Raw genomic sequence first — 17,684 nt, forward strand, 5'->3', positions numbered from 1 at the left:
TGCACATGCGCCTGATGAAGGGGCTGCGCGGCACGGTGGCCGCATGGTGGGCGCTCACGGGCCTGCTCGTGACGACCTTCGCGTTCCTCGGCGTCAACATGTTCCTGTCCGGGCTGCACAGCTACGGCAAGCTGTAAGATTTCCGCTGTTCGTCCGACTATGAAACCGCCGGTGCACTGCGTGCCCGGCGGTTTTCTTTTGTAACGGGCGGGCGGTCCGGGCGTCGAACGGCGCAAGACGCGGCGGGTCGAACGCTCATGAAACTGCGCGCGGCGCAGGCAGGAGGAGCAGCACGATGTGGATCAAACGCCCTTTGCGGAACGTACTGACCGGCGGCGATATTGCACCCGGCGAAATCACGCCGCGTGCGGTGTTCGAGAACCGGCGGCGCGTATTGCAGGCGGCCGGCCTCGCAGCAGCGGGCGGGCTGCTCGGTGGCAGCGGCGCAGCATTGGCCGCCTATGCGTCGCCTGATGCGCGGGCCGCGAAGCTGGCGGCGAAGACGAATCCGAAGTTCGTCGCGGCCGACAAGGTGACGCCGTTCAAGGACATCACCACCTACAACAACTTCTACGAATTCGGCACCGACAAGAGCGACCCCGCGCAGAACGCCGGCACGCTGCGGCCGCACCCGTGGCGTGTGAGCGTCGAGGGCGAGGTGCTGCATCCGAGGGTGTTCGATCTCGACGAACTGCTGAAACTCGCGCCGCTCGAGGAGCGCGTATACCGGCTGCGCTGCGTCGAAGGATGGTCGATGGTGATTCCGTGGATCGGTGTGCCGCTGTCCGAGCTGATCAAGCGCGTGCAGCCGACCGGTAACGCGAAATACGTGCAGTTCATCACGCTGGCCGATCCGTCTCAGATGCCCGGGCTCTCGACGCCCGTGCTCGACTGGCCGTACTCGGAAGGGCTGCGGATGGACGAGGCGATGAATCCGCTGACGCTGCTGACGATGGGCGTCTACGGGCAGGTGCTGCCGAACCAGAACGGCGCACCGGTGCGGATCGTCGTGCCGTGGAAGTACGGTTTCAAGAGCGCGAAGTCGCTCGTGAAGATCCGCTTCGTCGACAAGCAGCCGAAGACGAGCTGGAACACGTACGCGTCGAACGAGTACGGCTTCTATTCGAACGTGAACCCGAACGTCGATCATCCGCGCTGGAGCCAGGCGACCGAGCGGCGCATCGGCGAGGACGGCTTTTTCACGCCGAAGCGCAAGACGCTGATGTTCAACGGCTACGGCGACCTGGTCGCGTCGATGTATCAGGGTATGGACCTGAAGAAGAATTTCTGAGGGCGACGGTGAGAAACGACCTGCCCCCTTCGACCCTGACGGCCGCGTCCACAGCCGGCGCCGGCCAGGCTGCACGTGCCGCACGGCGCGGCGCGGTCCGTCCCGCCGCACCGCGCTGGCTCGCGCCGGCCAAGGTGCTGGTTTTCGCGGCCGGTCTTTATCCGCTCGCGCGTCTCGTGCTGTTCGGGCTGACCGACCGGCTCGGCGCGAATCCGATCGAGTTCATCACGCGCTCGACGGGGCTCTGGACGCTCGTGATCCTGTGCATCACGCTCGCCGTCACGCCGCTTCGGCGCATGACGGGGTTCGCCACGCTGCTGCGTTTTCGCCGGATGATCGGGCTGTTCGCGTTCTTCTACGCGACGCTGCACTTCACGACCTACCTGTGGTTCGACAAGTGGTTCGACGTCGTCGCGATCCTGAAGGACGTCGGCAAGCGCCCGTTCATCACGGTCGGTTTCGCCGCGTTCGTGCTGCTGATTCCGCTCGCGGCAACGTCGCCGCGCGCCATGGTGCGCCGCCTGGGGCGCCACTGGGCGACGCTGCACAGCGCGATCTACGCGATCGCGCTGTTCGGCGTGCTGCACTTCTGGTGGATGAGGGCCGGCAAGCACAATCTCGCGCAGCCGAAGCTGTATGCGGCAATCGTCGCCGTGCTGCTCGGCTGGCGGCTCATCGCATGGGGATGGCGGCGCGTGCGCGCGTGACGGCGCAGCCTGAAAAAAACAAAAGGCGATGACCGGGAAGTCATCGCCTTGTTTCGTGCGCCGTGCAGGCGGCGCGTCGTTACTTCGCGACGGCCGGGCTCGACGCCGGTGCAGGCATGGACGATGCGCTGCTCGACAGTTCGGGTGACAGCGTGAGCGGTGTGCCGGACGAATCGGGCACACTGTCGGACGACGCGTTTTCATCGGTCGGCTTCACGTCCGACGGCGGGGTGTCCTGCTGCTGGAGTGGCTTGGGCATCGGAGGCACGGTGGGCAGATAGAGCGCGCCGCTTTGACCGCAGCCGGCAAGAATCGCCAAAGCCGCTACAATCGCGCTCATCCGGAAAACGACTCGCATGATCGTCCCTGAACAATTGAACCGATAGAGTTTAGCATGTCCGATACCGAATACCTGACCCGTGCCGAGGCCGTGCTGGCGGCCGTCGAGCGTACCGTCGACGACGCCAACGACGGCGATCACGACATCGATCTGGAGCGCAACGGCAGCGTCCTGACGCTGACGTTCGAGAACGGCTCGAAGATCATCGTCAACCTGCAGCCGCCGATGAAGGAAGTGTGGATCGCCGCGAGGGCGGGCGGCTTCCACTACCGTTTCATCGACGGCGAATGGCGCGATACGCGCACGGGCACCGAGTTTTTCTCGGCGCTCACCGAATACGCGACGCAGCAGGCCGGCCTGCCGATCACGTTCAGCGCGCCGTAACCGCTCCGGCCGAAGCCGGGCTGCGCCTCGACGCGTCGTATCAAAGAAAAAGCGCCCCGCGGGGCGCTTTTTTCATGTCCGTGCCGGTGGTCAGTGCGCGAACAGGTTCATGATGTCCTGCTTTTCCTGCTCGTCGACGTGCGGCACGGTGGCGTCGACGTTCTGCGCGGCCGGCGCCTGCGGTACGCCGACCGTCGACACGAAGCCGTGGCCCGGCGCGAACTCGGTGAAGTACAGCTCGCCGCCGAGCGACTCGACGCCGTCCGGCACCGTCGGCTTGAACTCGGGCACACCCTTCAGCGCGGCGCCCATGTAGTCGATCCAGACCGGCAGCGACAGGCCGCCCCCCGTTTCGCGATCGCCGAGGCTGCGCGGATTGTCGTAGCCGATCCACGCGATCGCGGCGAGCGTGTGCTGGTAGCCGGCGAACCACGCGTCGTGCGAGTCGTTCGTCGTGCCGGTCTTGCCCGCGAGGTCGGTGCGCTTCAGCACGTTGGTCCGTGCGCCCGTGCCGCGCTGCGCGACGCTCTGCAGCAGGCTGTTCATCACATACGCGTTGCGCGGGTCGATCGCGCGCGGCGCATTCTGCTCGGCGACGAGCGGCTGCGCGCGCACGACGATCGCGCCGTTCGGATCGGTGACTTCGGCGATCAGGTACGGATTGACGCGGTAGCCGCCGTTCGCGAAGACCGAGTACGCGCCCGCCATCTGCAGCGGCGTGACCTGGCCCGCGCCGAGTGCCATCGGCAGGTAGGCCGGATGGCGTTCGGCGTCGAAGCCGAAGCGGGTGATGTACTGCTGCGCGTACTTCGTGCCGATGTGGTTCAGGATCCGGATCGACACGAGGTTGCGCGAGCGCTGCAGCGCGGTGCGCATCGACATCGGACCTTCGAAGCCGCCGCCGTAGTTCTTCGGCTCCCACGGCTGGCCGCCCGTTTCGGCGGCGCTGAAATACAGCGGGCCGTCGTTGATCACGGTTGCCGGCCCGAGGCCCTTGTCGAGCGACGCCGAATAGATGAACGGCTTGAACGACGAACCCGGCTGCCGCCACGCCTGCGTGACGTGGTTGAACTTGTTCTTGTTGTAGTCGAAGCCGCCGACGAGCGAGCGGATCGCGCCGTCCTGCGGGACGATCGACAGGAACGCTCCCTCGACCTGCGGCAACTGCGTGATCGACCATTTGCCGGCGTCGTTCTTCACGACGCGGACGATCGCGCCCGGGCGGATGCGGCGATTCGGCTGCGCATTGGCCGACAGCGCGCCCGACGCGAAGCGCAGGTTGTCGCCTTCGATCGTCGCATTGCTGCCGTCGATGAACGCGACCGTGATCTGGCGCGGGCTGGCGGCCGTGACGACCGCGGCGATCAGTTCGCCGTTGTCAGGGTGTTCGAGCAGCGCATCGTCGATCGCTTGTTCACGGTCGTCGGCCCCGGCCGGCAGCTCGATGAAGCCTTCCGGCCCCCGATAGCCGTGCCGGCGTTCGTAATCCATGATGCCCTTGCGCAGCGCGGTGTACGCGACCTGCTGATCCGCGGAGTCGATCGTCGTGACGACGTTGAAGCCGCGCGTGTAGGTTTCCTCGCGGTACTGCGCGTACATCATTTGTCGGACCATTTCCGCGACGTACTCGGCGTGCACGCTGAAATCGCGGCCCGGACCCTTGACGACGAGCGGCTGAGCGGAAGCTTCGTCGTACTGTTCGCGCGTGATGAAATTCAGCTCGAGCATCCGCTGCAGGATGTATTCCTGGCGCACCTTCGCACGCTTCGGGTTCACGACCGGGTTGTACGCGGACGGTGCCTTCGGCAGCCCGGCGAGCATCGCGGCTTCGGCCAGCGAGATGTCCTTCAGGTCCTTGCCGAAGTAGACCCGCGCGGCGCTCGCGAAGCCGTACGCGCGCTGGCCGAGATAGATCTGATTCATGTAGACCTCGAGAATCTGATCCTTCGTCAGCGCACGCTCGATCCGGTACGCGAGCAGCATCTCGTAAATCTTGCGCGTGTAGGTCTTCTCGCTCGACAGGAAGAAGTTGCGCGCGACCTGCATCGTGATCGTGCTCGCACCCTGCGACGCATGGCCGTTCGTCAGCGCGACGAAGCCGGCGCGGACGATGCCGGTGAGGTCGACACCGCCGTGATCGTAGAAGCGCGCGTCCTCGATCGCGAGGATCGCCTTCTTCAGCGAGTCGGGCACGTCCTTGAAATGGACGACGTCGCGGCGCTCTTCGCCGAATTCGCCGATCAGCACGTGATCGGACGTATAGATGCGCAGCGGCACCTTCGGCCGATAGTCGGTCAGCGCGTCGAGCGACGGCATGTTCGGCCACGCAACGACGAGCGCGTAGCCGAGCACGAGGCCGCCGGCCACGACGAGCGCCACGCACATCGTGGCGAATCCGAGCAGGACTTTTTGCCACCAGGGCCGCTTCTTCGGCTCCGGGGCAGGAGGCGGGGACGTAGGAGTCGTGGATTGCATAGGCATACCGGAAAACAGTCCCGCGATTATAGCTGCCCGGTAAGACCGGTCCTGACGCGGGGGCCGCCCGCCGCGAAGACGCGGCCTGGCGTACTTCCAGCATAGCCCGCGCATGGTCGTCGGGAGCGGATGCTGGCCATTAGGCCGACTGTCGGCCGCACGCGCCGATTTGCAGAATCAGGTCTCGGAAACGCGGCATGGGCCGCGACGAATTCGGGAGGCTGGGATGGCGGGACGATGGCGAGCGCGGTTTGCACAGGGCGGGCACCGGTCGACGGGAATCGACGTCGGTGCGCATGAGGTGAGGGTGGTCGTGTTGAGCCGGCGCGGCCGGGGCGCGGGGGTGTGCGTCGAGGGACTCGAGCGGGAGCCGGTCGGGTTGGCGGGCGGGCCGGAGGATGCGCGCTGGGCGGCTGTTGCACGCGCGCTGGCCGCCGCCGTGTCGAGGCTGTCGGCGGCCGGCGTGCGGTGCGACGCGCGCGGCGTGATGGCGTTGCACGATGACGAGATGCGCACCGCGACGCTCGACCTGGCCGGGCGGGCCGACGTCGAGGACGCCGCGCGGCAGGCGGCCGAACGCATCTCGGGGCTGGCGCCGGACAGTCTCGCGTTCGACTGGCGGCATGAGGGCGGCGCGGGAGCGGGCGAGATCGAGGTTGCCGTGGCGCCGCTGGCGCTGCTCGAACGGCGGATCGACGTGGCTGCCCAGGCCGGTGTCGACCTGACGGTGGTCGACGGCGAGTCGGCCGCGGCGCTGCGTGCGTTGCGCTATGCCGCGCAATTCGAACCCGACGCGCAGGCGGGCCCCTACGCGGCGCTCTGGTTTCATGACTCGGGCGTGCACGGCTGGCGAATCGACGGCCCGTTGGCCGTACCGGTGCTGACGCTGTCCGGCGCCGTGCCGGGGGCGTTTTCCGATGCATTGCGCCAGCGCGCGCTCGGGGCCGTGTGTTGCGTACTCGTGGCCGGGGACGAGCGTTGCATCGCCCGCTTCGACACGTCCGTCGCCGAGATCGGCGATGTGCTCGGTGCGGTTGCGGTGTCGTTCGACTGCACGGGCTGGAGCGGGCAGCCGTGCCCGCCCGCCGGCATGCCGGGCGGCCCGGCATGGGCTGTCGCATTCGGGCTGGCATTGCGCGGGGTGTGGGAATGACGGCCTGTCGTGCGGAGCCGGGCGGTTTCAACCTGCTGCCATACCGCGAGCGGCTGGCGCAGGCGTTGCGACGTCGCCGGGCCGCGCAGTGCGGTGCGGCGATTCTGTTCGGTGTGCTCGGCGCCGGCCTGTGGACGGGCGCTGCCACCGCGGCGGCGTGGCGTGTGGATGCCGAACGTGCAAGCGTGGAGGCGCGGCTGCGGCAGTTGCAGCCGCAGGTGGGGGCCGCGACACGCGCAGCCAGGGCGGCGGCCGTTGCCGCCCAGCGCGATGCGCAGGCGGCCGCGCTTGCTGCGCCTTATCGGCACGTCGCAGGGCTGCTGGCCACGCTGGCGCAGGTGCGCGACGGCGCCGTCCGGCTCGACGCGCTGCGCACGACGTCGGCCGGTGCCGTGATCGATGCGCGGGCCGCGAGCTACCGGGCGGCCGCGCGATGGCTCGCGGGGATGGCACGCGAGCAACGTGGCTGGCGGATCGATATCGATGCGTTGAAGCCTGCTTCCGATGCGCCGGTCCCTATAGGTGGGATGCCGTTCCGGTTCTCGGTCCAGCTGCGCTGGCACGACGCGATGGCGTCCCGGAAAGCGTCGGGGGGCGGCACATGATGGCGCTCGCGCATCGGTCCGCACTGCGCGGCGACGGATGGCGGGGCGGCATGCGGCGCGTGTCGCCGGCGGCTGCGCACGTCGCAGGCTGCGGGCTCGCATTCGCGGCCGTGCTGGCGGGCGGCATTCATCTGGCGAATGCTGCCGACTGGAGCGGGCTCGCGCATAGCCGCGCGTTGCTCGCAGCGGCGCAGATGCGGGAGGCCGACGCGCGGCGTGTCCTGGTGGCCGCCGCACGGCAACGCGGCGTGCAGCCGGCGGCGGCACACGGCGATCGCTCGCCGCGTACGCCGGAATGGGCCGCTTTGATGCTGGAACTGGCGGATCGCGCCGCGTCGAGCGGGCTGCGCGACGTATCGATCGAACCGCTGCGCGCCGATGGCGCGGTGCCGGACGGCAGGCGCTCGGTGCGTATCGTCGCGTACGGCGGCTTTCGCGCGTTGCTGCAGATGGTCGGCGGGCTGGCCCGTTCCCCGGTGCTGGCTGTGCCGTCCGCGCTGCGTGTCGAACGGGGAAAGGAGGCCGCGCGCGTGGAAATGTCCGTCGACGTGTTTCCGGAGTTGCCGGCGCCAACGTCCACGGGCGGGGAGGCGCCGGTTCTGGCCGACACGCCCGGCGCCGATCCGTTCGGCGAGGCCGGTTCGTCCGAACCGGAGGGGGCGGCTGCCCGCCTGGCCGGCACGATTCGCGACGGTCATGCAGGTCTTGCACTGTTCGACGACGGTGACGGCGCGTTCACGGCCGTGGTCCCCGGCGATACCGTCGGGGCCGCGCGGGTGGTGCGCGTCGATCCCGTCGCCGTGACGCTGGCAACAGCGGACGGCACGTACCGGGTCACGCTGGACGACGGGAGGCGGCCATGATCAAGCACGGATGCCGGGTGCTCGCCGTTTGGGCCGGATTGACCGCGGCCAGTGCAAGCGCGTCGTTGCCGCCGCTGCCGGCCGTCTGGCCTGCCGCATCGTTGGATACGCAGGTGCCGGGTCTGCCGTTGCCACAAGGCGTGGTGGACGGTGCGGATCACACCGTATCGACGGAGGCCGGCCCGCCGCCGTTCGACCAGGCGGCTCGCGCGGCGCTTCAGGCGGAGGCCGCCACCCCGGCGCCCGGGCTGGAGGGGCCGCCGATCCCGTTGGCGCCGCCGGCACGGATGAGCGACGCTGCGGCCCGGCAGCCGGGCGATGCGGACGACACGCGGCGGATCTCGCTGAATCTGCAGGGCGCGGGGCTTGCGGCCGCGTTCGACGCGTTCGCGCGGTTCACCGGACTCAATATTGTCGTCAGCGAGCAGGTGCGTGGCGCCGTCACGTTACGTCTGAACAATGTCCGCTGGCGCGATGCCTTCGACACGCTGCTCGACACACACGGGCTCGCGATGTCCCGGCGGGGCAACGTGATATGGGTCACGCCGGCGGCCGAACTGGCCGCCCGCGAACGCGAGCGCTTCGAAATGCACGCGCGGGCCGCCGATCTGGAGCCGCTTGCGAGCCGGACGTTCGCGCTGCACTACCCGCGTGCGCAGGACGTGCAGCGGCTCCTGGCCGGCGCGACCGGCCAGCGCCTGCTATCGAAGCGTGGTGCGGCAGCTGCCGATCCGCGCACGAACCTGCTGTTCGTCACCGATCTCGCGCCGCGTCTCGACCAGATCGCGAGCCTGATCGATGCGATCGACCGGCCGTCGCGGCAGGTCCGGATCGAGGCCCGCATCGTCGAGGGCGAGCAGGGTTTTTCGCGCAATCTCGGCGCGCGCGTCGCGCTGCGGGCGCAGGAGCGGCCGCCGTCGGGCGAGAGCGCCATGTTTATGACCGGTGCCCGCAATGCGCTCGACCTGGCTGCGCGGCCGCTCGGCGGCTTCGAAGCGGCAACCGCCGGCTTCACGCTGTTCGCCGCGCCGCTCAGCCGTGTGCTCGACGTCGAACTGAGCGCGCTCGAGGCGCAAGGGCGGGGCCAGATCGTTTCGAGTCCGCGCGTGGTGACCGCCGATCGCGTCAAGGCCATCGTCGAACAGGGCTCGGAGCTGCCGTACCAGGCGAAGGTCGGCAACGGCGTGAGCGGCGTGCAGTTCCGCCGGGCGACGCTCAAGCTCGAGGTCGAGCCGCAGATCACGCCGGACGGGCGTGTGGTGCTCGACCTGGACGTGACGAAGGACAGCATCGGCGAGCCGACGGCGGCCGGTCCGGCGATCCATACGAAACACGTCCAGACGCGCGTCGAGGTCGAGAACGGCGGGACGGTCGCGATTGGCGGGATCTATGAGCAACTGAACCGGAACGATGTGACGCGCGTGCCGCTCTTGGGCAAAATACCGTTTCTGGGCGCGCTTTTCCGGCACCGCGCGCAACGCGATCAACGTAACGAACTGGTCGTCTTCATCACGCCGACCGTCGTCGATGCGCGCTGCAATGCGCCCGGCGCGGGCGGCGCGGATGCCGAGAAAACGGGGCCGGAAGCCGCCGGCGCAGGCTCGACAAGGCAGCCGCTTTGCCAGTAAGCTGCGCCACACACCAGCAAGATTGAAGCAGAGGAAGCCGTTGCAAGCGCGGGACCCACATGCAAACGTATTTTTCGTCGGCCTTATGGGAGCGGGTAAGACCACCGTGGGCCGTGCGGTCGCGCGTCGTCTCGACAGGACGTTCTTCGACTCCGACCACGAAATCGAGGCCCGCACGGGCGCGCGCATTCCGGTGATCTTCGAGATGGAGGGCGAGGCCGGGTTTCGCGATCGCGAAACGCAGGTGATCGCCGATCTCACGCAGCGCGAGAACATCGTGCTCGCGACGGGCGGCGGCGCGGTGCTGCGCCCGGAAAACCGCGACTGCCTGAAAAGCCACGGCATCGTCGTCTACCTGCGCGCCAATCCGCACGATCTGTGGCTGCGTACGCGCAAGGACAAGAACCGCCCGCTGCTGCAGACCGAAGATCCGAAGGGGCGTCTCGAAGCGCTGTACGAGGTACGCGACCCGCTGTACCGCGAATGCGCGGATTTCGTCATCGAGACCGGCCGTCCGTCGGTCAACGGTCTCGTCAACATGGTGCTGATGCAACTCGAACTGGCGGGCGTCATCGCCAAGCCGCTACAAGCATGATTACTGTCAACGTCGATCTGGGCGACCGCGCCTATCCGATTCATATTGGCGCCGGCCTGATTGGCCGCGCCGAGTTGTTCGCGCCTCATATCAAGGGCTCGTCCGTCACGATCGTCACGAACACGACGGTCGATCCGCTCTACGGCGACGCGCTGCGCGCGGCGCTTGCGCCGCTCGGCAAGCGCGTGTCGACGGTCGTGCTGCCGGACGGCGAGGCGTACAAGAACTGGGAAACGCTGAACCTGATCTTCGACGGCCTGCTGACCGACCGCGCGGACCGCAAGACGACGCTCGTCGCGCTCGGCGGCGGCGTGATCGGCGACATGACGGGCTTTGCGGCCGCGTGCTACATGCGCGGCGTGCCGTTCATCCAGGTGCCGACGACGCTGCTGTCGCAGGTCGATTCGTCGGTCGGCGGCAAGACGGGCATCAACCACCCGCTCGGCAAGAACATGATCGGCGCGTTCTACCAGCCGCAGGCCGTGATCGCGGACATCGGCGCGCTGACGACCCTGCCCGACCGCGAACTGGCGGCCGGCGTCGCCGAGATCATCAAGACCGGCGCGATCGCCGATGCGGAATTCTTCGACTGGATCGAGGCGAACGTCGACGCGCTGAACCGTCGCGACCCGGCCGCGCTCGCGCATGCGGTGAAGCGCTCGTGCGAGATCAAGGCGAGCGTGGTGGCGGCCGACGAACGCGAAGGCGGCCTGCGCGCGATCCTGAATTTCGGCCATACGTTCGGCCATGCGATCGAGGCCGGCCTCGGCTACGGCGAGTGGCTGCATGGCGAAGCGGTTGGCTGCGGGATGGTGATGGCGGGCGACCTGTCGGTGCGGCTCGGCCTGCTCGACGAAGCATCGCGGCAGCGTCTCGATGCGGTGATCGCGGCCGCGCACCTGCCGACCCGCGGGCCCGCGCTCGGCGACGCGCGCTACATGGACCTGATGCGCGTCGACAAGAAGGCGGAGGCCGGCGCGATCAAGTTCATCCTGCTGAAGCGATTCGGCGATACGCTGATCACGCAGGCGCCGGACGAAGCCGTGTTCGCCACACTGGCGCAGACTACCCGCTAACGGCGGCCCGGATGCCCCGGCGCCCCTGACATGGAGGAGACGTGAGCGAGACATCCAGCAGCACACTGCCCGAAGCCGGCCGCGCATCTGCTGCGCCGGTGGCCGAGCCGCCGACGCTGGCGGCGCTGGAAGCCCATCTCGCTCCGTATGCCGCACACGCGTCGCAGTCGCGCGGCCGTCGCCATCCGGAAGCACCGCCGGCGGCGCGCACCGAATTCCAGCGCGACCGTGACCGCATCGTCCATTCGACCGCATTTCGCCGGCTCGAATACAAGACGCAGGTCTTCGTCAATCACGAAGGCGACCTGTTCCGCACACGCCTCACGCACAGTCTCGAAGTCGCACAGATCGCGCGCTCGGTCGCGCGCAACCTGCGCCTGAACGAGGATCTTGTCGAGGCGATCTCGCTCGCGCACGACCTCGGCCATACGCCGTTCGGCCATGCCGGGCAGGATGCGCTGAATGCCTGCATGCGCGAGCATGGCGGCTTCGAGCACAACCTCCAGAGCCTGGCGGTCGTCGACGAGCTCGAGGAGCACTACGGCGCGTTCAACGGGCTGAACCTGTGCTTCGAGACGCGCGAAGGCATTCTGAAGCACTGCTCGCGCGAGAATGCGCGCAAGCTGGGCGCGCTCGGCGAGCGCTTCCTGCAGGGCCGCCAGCCGTCGCTCGAAGCGCAGCTCGCCAACATCGCGGACGAGATCGCGTACAACAACCACGACGTCGACGACGGCCTGCGTTCCGGCCTGATCACGATCGAACAGCTCGCGGAAGTCGAGCTGTGGCAGCGCCACTACGAGGCGGCGCTCGCCGAATTCCCGCACCTCGAAGGCCGCCGTCTCGTGCACGAGACGGTGCGCCGCATCATCAACACGCTGATCGTCGACCTGATCGACGAGACGACGCGCAATCTCGCGCGTGTCGCCCCCACGTCGCTCGACGACGTGCGCGCCGCGCCGCCGCTCGTGTCGCACAGCGAAACGGTTGCCGCGCAGGCGGCCGCCCTCAAGCGTTTCCTCTTCAAGAACCTCTATCGCCACTACAAGGTGATGCGCATGGCGAGCAAGGCGCAGCGCGTCGTCACCGGTCTGTTCGACGCGTTCATCGACGATCCGCGGCTGCTGCCGCCGCCGTACCAGTCCGACGATGCCGCGCAGCAGCCGCGCCTCGTCGCGCACTACATCGCCGGCATGACCGACCGCTTCGCGCTGAAGGAGTATCAGCGCCTGTTCGTCATCAACGACAACTGACTGTCACAAACGATCACTAGACTTCGCCGGTTCAATGGCGACGGGAATGTTGCACACGCTGTTGGTAACGTTTTCATAGGAGAGAGGTCGATGAAGAAGAAGCCTGCGGGGACACTGGTTCGTTCGATCGCGCTCGGCGGCGCGCTGATGTTCGGGGTACAGCACGTGGCGCTCGCCGCGACGGAAATCCAGTTCTGGCATGCGATGGAAGCCGCGCTCGGCGAGCGGGTCAACGCGATCGCCGACCAGTTCAACGCGTCGCAGAGCGACTACAAGATCGTGCCGGTCTTCAAGGGCACCTACGACCAGGCACTCGCGGCCGGCATCGCCGCCTATCGCAGCGGCAACGCGCCGGCGATCCTCCAGGTCTATGAAGTCGGCACGGCCACGATGATGCAGGCGAAGAAGGCCGTCGTGCCCGTCTACGACGTGTTCAAGCAGGCCGGCGTGCCGCTCGACGAAAAGGCGTTCGTGCCGACCATCGCGAGCTACTACAGCGACGCGAAGACGGGCCATCTCGTATCGATGCCGTTCAACAGCTCGACGCCGGTGCTGTACTACAACAAGGACGCGTTCAAGAAGGCCGGGCTCGACCCGAACCAGCCGCCGAAGACGTGGGCCGACGTGCAGGCCGATGCGGAGAAGCTGCGCAAGTCGGGGATGGCATGCGGCTTCACGACCGGCTGGCAGGGCTGGATCCAGCTCGAGAACTACAGCGCGTGGCATGGGCTGCCGTTCGCGAGCCGCAACAACGGCTTCGACGGTACCGACGCGGTGCTCGAATTCAACAAGCCGCAGCAGATCGCGCACATCTCGTTCCTGCAGCAGATGGCGAAGGACGGCACGTTCACGTACGCGGGCCGCAAGGACGAAGCGTCGGCGAAGTTCTACAGCGGCGACTGCGGGATCCTGACGACGTCGTCGGGCGCGCTCGCGAACGTGCAGAAGTTCGCGAAGTTCAGCTACGGCACGGGCATGATGCCGTACGACGCGAACGTGAAGGGCGCCCCGCAGAACGCGATCATCGGCGGCGCGAGCCTGTGGGTGCTGGCGGGCAAGGATCCGGCGACCTACAAGGGCGTCGCGAAATTCCTCGCGTACCTGGCCTCGCCGGCTGTCGCCGCGAAGTGGCACCAGGACACGGGCTACCTCCCGGTCACGACCGCCGCGTACGACCTCACGCGCCAGCAGGGCTTCTACGCGAAGAACCCGAGCGCCGAAACCGCGATCAAGCAGATGCTGAACAAGCCGCCGCTGCCGTACACGAAGGGGCTGCGCCTGGGCAACATGCCGCAGATCCGCACGGTGGTCGACGAGGAGTTCGAACAGGTCTGGGCGCAGAAGAAATCGCCGAAGGACGCGCTCGATTCGGCCGCGTCGCGCGGCGACGAGTTGCTGCGCCGGTTCGAGAAGTCGGGCGGCTGAGCCCGCATCGCACCGTGCCGCCGGCCGCGTCGCATCCTGTACGGATGCGCGTGCCGGCCGGCGGCACGACTCCCTTTCCGTTGCGCCTGACCGGATATCCGCGATGCAATCCCGTTCCCGTTTCGGTACGAGCCTGTTGCCGTACCTGCTGATCGCGCCGCAGCTCGCGATCACCGCCGTGTTCTTCCTGTGGCCGGCCGGCGTCGCGCTATGGCAGTCGACGCAGATGCAGGACGCGTTCGGCACGTCGAGCGAATTCGTCGGCCTCGCGAACTTCACGCACCTGTTCGCCGATCCGCTGTATCTCGATTCGTTCCGCACGACGCTCGTGTTCAGTTCGCTCGTCACGGTGAGCGGGCTCGTCGTATCGCTGATTCTCGCCGCGTGCGCCGATCGCGTGATCCGCGGCGCGCGCGTGTACCGCACGCTGCTGATCTGGCCGTATGCGGTTGCCCCGACGATCGCCGCCGTGCTGTGGGCGTTCCTGTTCAACCCGAGCATCGGCCTGATCACCTATGCGCTCGCGAGGAGCGGCATCGTGTGGAACCACGCGCTGAACGGCGACCAGGCGATGTTCCTGGTCGTGCTTGCATCGGTGTGGAAACAGGTGAGCTACAACTTCCTGTTCTTCTACGCGGGCCTGCAGGCGATTCCGCGCTCGCTGATCGAGGCGGCCGCGATCGACGGTGCCGGGCCGGTGCGGCGCTTCTTCAACATCGTGCTGCCGCTGCTGTCGCCCACCAGCTTCTTCCTGCTGGTCGTGAACCTCGTCTACGCGTTCTTCGACACGTTCCCGGTGATCGACGCGGCCACCGGCGGCGGCCCGGCGCAGAGCACGAAGACACTGATCTACAAGATCTTCGCGGAGGGCTTCCAGGGGCTCGACATCGGCAGCTCGGGCGCGCAGTCGGTCGTGCTGATGATCATCGTCGTCGGGCTCACGGTGATCCAGTTCCGCTTCGTCGAACGCAGGGTGCAATACGCATGATCGAAAATCGCAAGGGCTTCGACCTGTTCTGCCACGCGGTGCTGATCGCGGGCGTCGTGCTGATCGTGTTTCCCGTCTACGTCGCGTTCTGCGCGGCGACGATGAATGCGCAGGAAGTGTTCACGGTGCCGCTGTCGCTCGTGCCGAGCACGCACCTGTTCGAGAACGTCGCGTACATCTGGGGGCACGGCAGCGGCGGCACGACCGCGCCGTTCGGCCGCCTGCTCGTGAACAGCTTCGCAATGGCGCTCGGGATCGCGGTGGGCAAGATCGCGGTGTCGATCCTGTCCGCGTACGCGATCGTCTATTTCCGCTTCCCGTTTCGCAACACGGCGTTCTGGCTGATCTTCATCACGCTGATGCTGCCGGTGGAAGTGCGGATCTTCCCGACCGTGCAGGTCGTGTCGACGCTGCACCTGACGAACACCTATGCGGGGCTCACGCTGCCGCTGATCGCGTCGGCGACCGCGACGTTCCTGTTCCGCCAGTTCTTCATGACGCTGCCCGACGAGCTGATGGATGCCGCGCGCATCGACGGCGCGGGGCCGCTGCGGTTCTTCTGGGACGTCGTGCTGCCGCTGTCGAAGACGAGCATCGCGGCGCTGTTCGTGATCACGTTCATCTACGGCTGGAACCAGTATCTGTGGCCGATCCTGATCACGACGGAGGCCTCGCTGTCGACGGCGGTGGTGGGCATCAAGACGATGATCGCGAGCGGCGACGCCGCGACCGAATGGCAATACGTGATGGCGGCGACGCTGCTGGGAATGATCCCGCCGCTCGTCGTCGTACTGGCGATGCAGCGCTGGTTCGTGCGCGGCCTCGTCGATTCCGAGAAATAAATGACGGACGGCAACCGGGAGAAAGACCAAGAATGGCTGCGCTGAGCTTGAAGGGCGTCAGGAAATCCTATGACGGCAAGCAGCACGTGCTGCATGGCATCGACGTGGAGATCGCCGACGGCGAATTCATCGTGCTGGTCGGCCCGTCGGGCTGCGGCAAGTCGACATTGCTGCGGATGATCGCGGGGCTCGAGACGGTGACGGACGGCGAGATCGCGATCGGCGAGCGCGTCGTCAATACGCTGGAGCCGAAGGATCGCGACATCGCGATGGTGTTCCAGAACTATGCGCTGTACCCGCACATGACGGTCGCGCAGAACATGGGCTACGGGTTGAAGATCCGCGGGATCGAGCGCGCAACGATCGATTCGCGGGTGGCCGCGGCTGCGAAGATCCTCGAGCTCGAGCCGTTGCTCGCGCGGCGGCCGCGCGAGCTGTCGGGCGGCCAGCGGCAGCGCGTCGCGATGGGGCGCGCAATCGTGCGCGAGCCGTCGGTGTTCCTGTTCGACGAGCCGTTGTCGAACCTCGACGCGAAATTGCGCGTGCAGATGCGGCTCGAGATCCAGCGGCTGCATGCGCGGCTCGCGACGACGAGCGTCTACGTCACGCACGACCAGATCGAGGCGATGACGCTCGCGCAGCGCGTGATCGTGATGAACCGCGGCTACGCGGAACAGATCGGCGCGCCGGTCGACGTGTACGAGAAGCCGGCGACGGTGTTCGTCGCGGGCTTCATCGGCTCGCCCGCGATGAACCTGATGCACGGCCGGCTGTCGGACGACGGCGCGACGTTTACGGTCGCGGGTGGCGGCCCTGCGCTGCCGGTCGCAGGCGCCCCCGGCATCGGCGCGGCGATCGCCACCGGGCGCGACTGGGTGCTCGGCGTGCGTCCCGAGCACATGACGCCGCAGCCGGGCGTCGCGCAGGCGACGCTGCCGGTCGACTCGTGCGAGCTGCTCGGCGCGGACAATCTCGCGCACGGCCGCTGGGGCAATCATGACGTCGCGGTACGCTTGCCGCACGCGGACCGTCCCGCGCGCGGCACGGCGCTGGCGGCCTCGCTGCCGGCGCACCGGCTGCATTTCTTCGATCCCGAGACCGGCAAGCGTGCCGGCTGAACCTGCTGACCTTGCCGAGGAGAGACCGACGATGACGACCCGTACCGACTGGTGGCCTTATCCGCGCGTCGTCGCCCATCGCGGCGGCGGCACGCTCGCGCCGGAGAACACGCTCGTCGCGCTCGACGAGGGCGCGCGCCGTGGCCACCGGATGGTCGAGTTCGACGCGAAGCTGTCGGCCGACGACGTGACGTTCCTGCTGCACGACGATACGGTCGACCGCACGTCGAACGGTCACGGCGCGGCGGCGGGCATGCGTTATGACGCGCTGGCCGCGCTCGATGCGGGCGCGTGGCGCGACGCGCGCTTCGCGGGCGAGCGGATGCCGACGCTCGAGGCGGCGGCGGCGCGCTGCCTCGCCCACGGACTGGCCGCGAATGTCGAGATCAAGCCGTGCCCGGGGCGCGAGCGCGAGACGGGGCGGCGCGTGGCGGCCGACGCAGCCGTGTACTGGCGCGATGCCGCGGTTCCGCCGCTCCTGTCGTCGTTCTCGTTCGACGCGCTGCAACAGGCGCGCGCGACGGCGCCTGCGCTGCCGCGCGGGATGCTCTACGAGGCCGTGCCGGACGACTGGCATGCGCAAGTCGTCGGCGCGCTCGGCTGCGTTTCGTTGCATGCAGACCACAAACAGCTCGACGAGCCGCTCGTGCGCGCGATCAAGGCGGCCGGGCTGCGCATCCTGGTTTACACGGTAAACGACCTCGAACGGGCACGCGAACTCGCGCGCTGGGGTGTCGATGCGGTCTGCACGGACCGGATCGACCTGATCGGCCCGGCTGCGCTGGACGACATCGCCATTCCCTGACGGCCGGCGAAACCCGTGCCGGGAACGTGCCTGACGCGAAAAAAAGACGCCCCGACGGGATTCCCGCCGGGGCGTTTCGCATCGTGGAGACGTTACGTCAGGAAAAATCCGCTACAAATTGCAGCAGGATTAACCATTC

At 67.8% G+C, this 17,684-nt stretch carries 17 protein-coding genes and 1 pseudogene; 16 read left to right on the top strand and 2 right to left on the bottom strand.

The features are described from left to right. The 3 genes and pseudogenes from F3J15_RS28520 to msrQ form a co-directional block, all read left to right on the top strand. Positions 1-137, top strand: a pseudogene (locus F3J15_RS28520) (c-type cytochrome biogenesis protein CcsB); the annotation flags it as partial. Positions 138-295: 158 nt separating this feature from the next. Continuing rightward, positions 296-1,291: a protein-methionine-sulfoxide reductase catalytic subunit MsrP gene (gene msrP, locus F3J15_RS28525; RefSeq protein WP_166895402.1), complete on the top strand. Its 996-nt coding sequence runs from the start codon at positions 296-298 to the stop codon at positions 1,289-1,291. Between the two features lie 20 nt (positions 1,292-1,311). Then, positions 1,312-1,998: a protein-methionine-sulfoxide reductase heme-binding subunit MsrQ gene (gene msrQ / locus F3J15_RS28530; protein WP_166895427.1), complete on the top strand. Its 687-nt coding sequence runs from the start codon at positions 1,312-1,314 to the stop codon at positions 1,996-1,998. A gap of 79 nt (positions 1,999-2,077) precedes the next feature. Here the strand turns inward: msrQ and F3J15_RS28535 are convergent, their stop codons facing one another. Next, entirely contained in the window at positions 2,078-2,356 is a 279-nt protein-coding gene (locus F3J15_RS28535; protein ID WP_081421163.1) for a lipoprotein, read from the bottom strand. A 36-nt stretch (positions 2,357-2,392) separates the two neighbouring features. Here F3J15_RS28535 and cyaY point away from each other — a divergent pair, with 36 nt between their 5' ends. Then, on the top strand, positions 2,393-2,722 hold the full coding sequence (cyaY, locus tag F3J15_RS28540; protein WP_069246934.1) for an iron donor protein CyaY: 330 nt from the start codon (positions 2,393-2,395) through the stop codon (positions 2,720-2,722). Between the two features lie 90 nt (positions 2,723-2,812). Here the strand turns inward: cyaY and F3J15_RS28545 are convergent, their stop codons facing one another. After that, complete coding sequence (locus F3J15_RS28545) at positions 2,813-5,203, bottom strand: penicillin-binding protein 1A (protein ID WP_179254142.1); 2,391 nt, start codon at positions 5,201-5,203, stop codon at positions 2,813-2,815. Positions 5,204-5,423: 220 nt separating this feature from the next. Between F3J15_RS28545 and F3J15_RS28550 the strand changes: the two genes are divergently transcribed. The 12 genes from F3J15_RS28550 to ugpQ all read left to right on the top strand — a co-directional run bounded on the left by F3J15_RS28550 (position 5,424) and on the right by ugpQ (position 17,545). Beyond that, complete coding sequence (locus tag F3J15_RS28550; RefSeq protein ID WP_166895404.1) at positions 5,424-6,350, top strand: competence protein ComA; 927 nt, start codon at positions 5,424-5,426, stop codon at positions 6,348-6,350. After that, on the top strand, positions 6,347-6,955 hold the full coding sequence (locus F3J15_RS28555) for a fimbrial protein (protein ID WP_166895405.1): 609 nt from the start codon (positions 6,347-6,349) through the stop codon (positions 6,953-6,955). Before F3J15_RS28550 ends, F3J15_RS28555 begins: the two co-directional genes overlap by 4 nt. After that, complete coding sequence (locus tag F3J15_RS28560) at positions 6,952-7,818, top strand: pilus assembly protein (protein ID WP_166895406.1); 867 nt, start codon at positions 6,952-6,954, stop codon at positions 7,816-7,818. Before F3J15_RS28555 ends, F3J15_RS28560 begins: the two co-directional genes overlap by 4 nt. Then, entirely contained in the window at positions 7,815-9,446 is a 1,632-nt protein-coding gene (pilQ, locus tag F3J15_RS28565; protein ID WP_166895407.1) for a type IV pilus secretin PilQ, read from the top strand. Before F3J15_RS28560 ends, pilQ begins: the two co-directional genes overlap by 4 nt. A gap of 40 nt (positions 9,447-9,486) precedes the next feature. Continuing rightward, positions 9,487-10,041: a shikimate kinase AroK gene (gene aroK / locus F3J15_RS28570; RefSeq protein WP_039366741.1), complete on the top strand. Its 555-nt coding sequence runs from the start codon at positions 9,487-9,489 to the stop codon at positions 10,039-10,041. Further along, positions 10,038-11,117, top strand: coding sequence for a 3-dehydroquinate synthase (gene aroB, locus F3J15_RS28575; protein WP_089439053.1), 1,080 nt, complete (start codon positions 10,038-10,040; stop codon positions 11,115-11,117). The genes aroK and aroB overlap by 4 nt, the downstream gene beginning before the upstream one ends. A gap of 65 nt (positions 11,118-11,182) precedes the next feature. Then, positions 11,183-12,367, top strand: a complete 1,185-nt coding sequence (locus F3J15_RS28580; RefSeq protein ID WP_205191043.1) for a deoxyguanosinetriphosphate triphosphohydrolase — start codon at positions 11,183-11,185, stop codon at positions 12,365-12,367. A gap of 90 nt (positions 12,368-12,457) precedes the next feature. Beyond that, entirely contained in the window at positions 12,458-13,792 is a 1,335-nt protein-coding gene (gene ugpB / locus F3J15_RS28585) for a sn-glycerol-3-phosphate ABC transporter substrate-binding protein UgpB (RefSeq protein ID WP_069246942.1), read from the top strand. Between the two features lie 103 nt (positions 13,793-13,895). Beyond that, positions 13,896-14,780, top strand: coding sequence for a sn-glycerol-3-phosphate ABC transporter permease UgpA (gene ugpA, locus F3J15_RS28590; protein WP_166895409.1), 885 nt, complete (start codon positions 13,896-13,898; stop codon positions 14,778-14,780). Beyond that, positions 14,777-15,622: a sn-glycerol-3-phosphate ABC transporter permease UgpE gene (gene ugpE, locus F3J15_RS28595; protein ID WP_089444814.1), complete on the top strand. Its 846-nt coding sequence runs from the start codon at positions 14,777-14,779 to the stop codon at positions 15,620-15,622. Before ugpA ends, ugpE begins: the two co-directional genes overlap by 4 nt. A 32-nt stretch (positions 15,623-15,654) precedes the next feature. Then, complete coding sequence (locus F3J15_RS28600; protein ID WP_069246945.1) at positions 15,655-16,740, top strand: sn-glycerol-3-phosphate import ATP-binding protein UgpC; 1,086 nt, start codon at positions 15,655-15,657, stop codon at positions 16,738-16,740. Positions 16,741-16,771: 31 nt separating this feature from the next. Beyond that, positions 16,772-17,545, top strand: a complete 774-nt coding sequence (ugpQ, locus tag F3J15_RS28605) for a glycerophosphodiester phosphodiesterase (RefSeq protein ID WP_166895410.1) — start codon at positions 16,772-16,774, stop codon at positions 17,543-17,545. Positions 17,546-17,684: the final 139 nt, after the last annotated feature.

Source organism: Burkholderia sp. Ap-955, from assembly GCF_011753045.1.
Classification (GTDB): Bacteria; Pseudomonadota; Gammaproteobacteria; order Burkholderiales; family Burkholderiaceae; genus Burkholderia; species Burkholderia lata_D.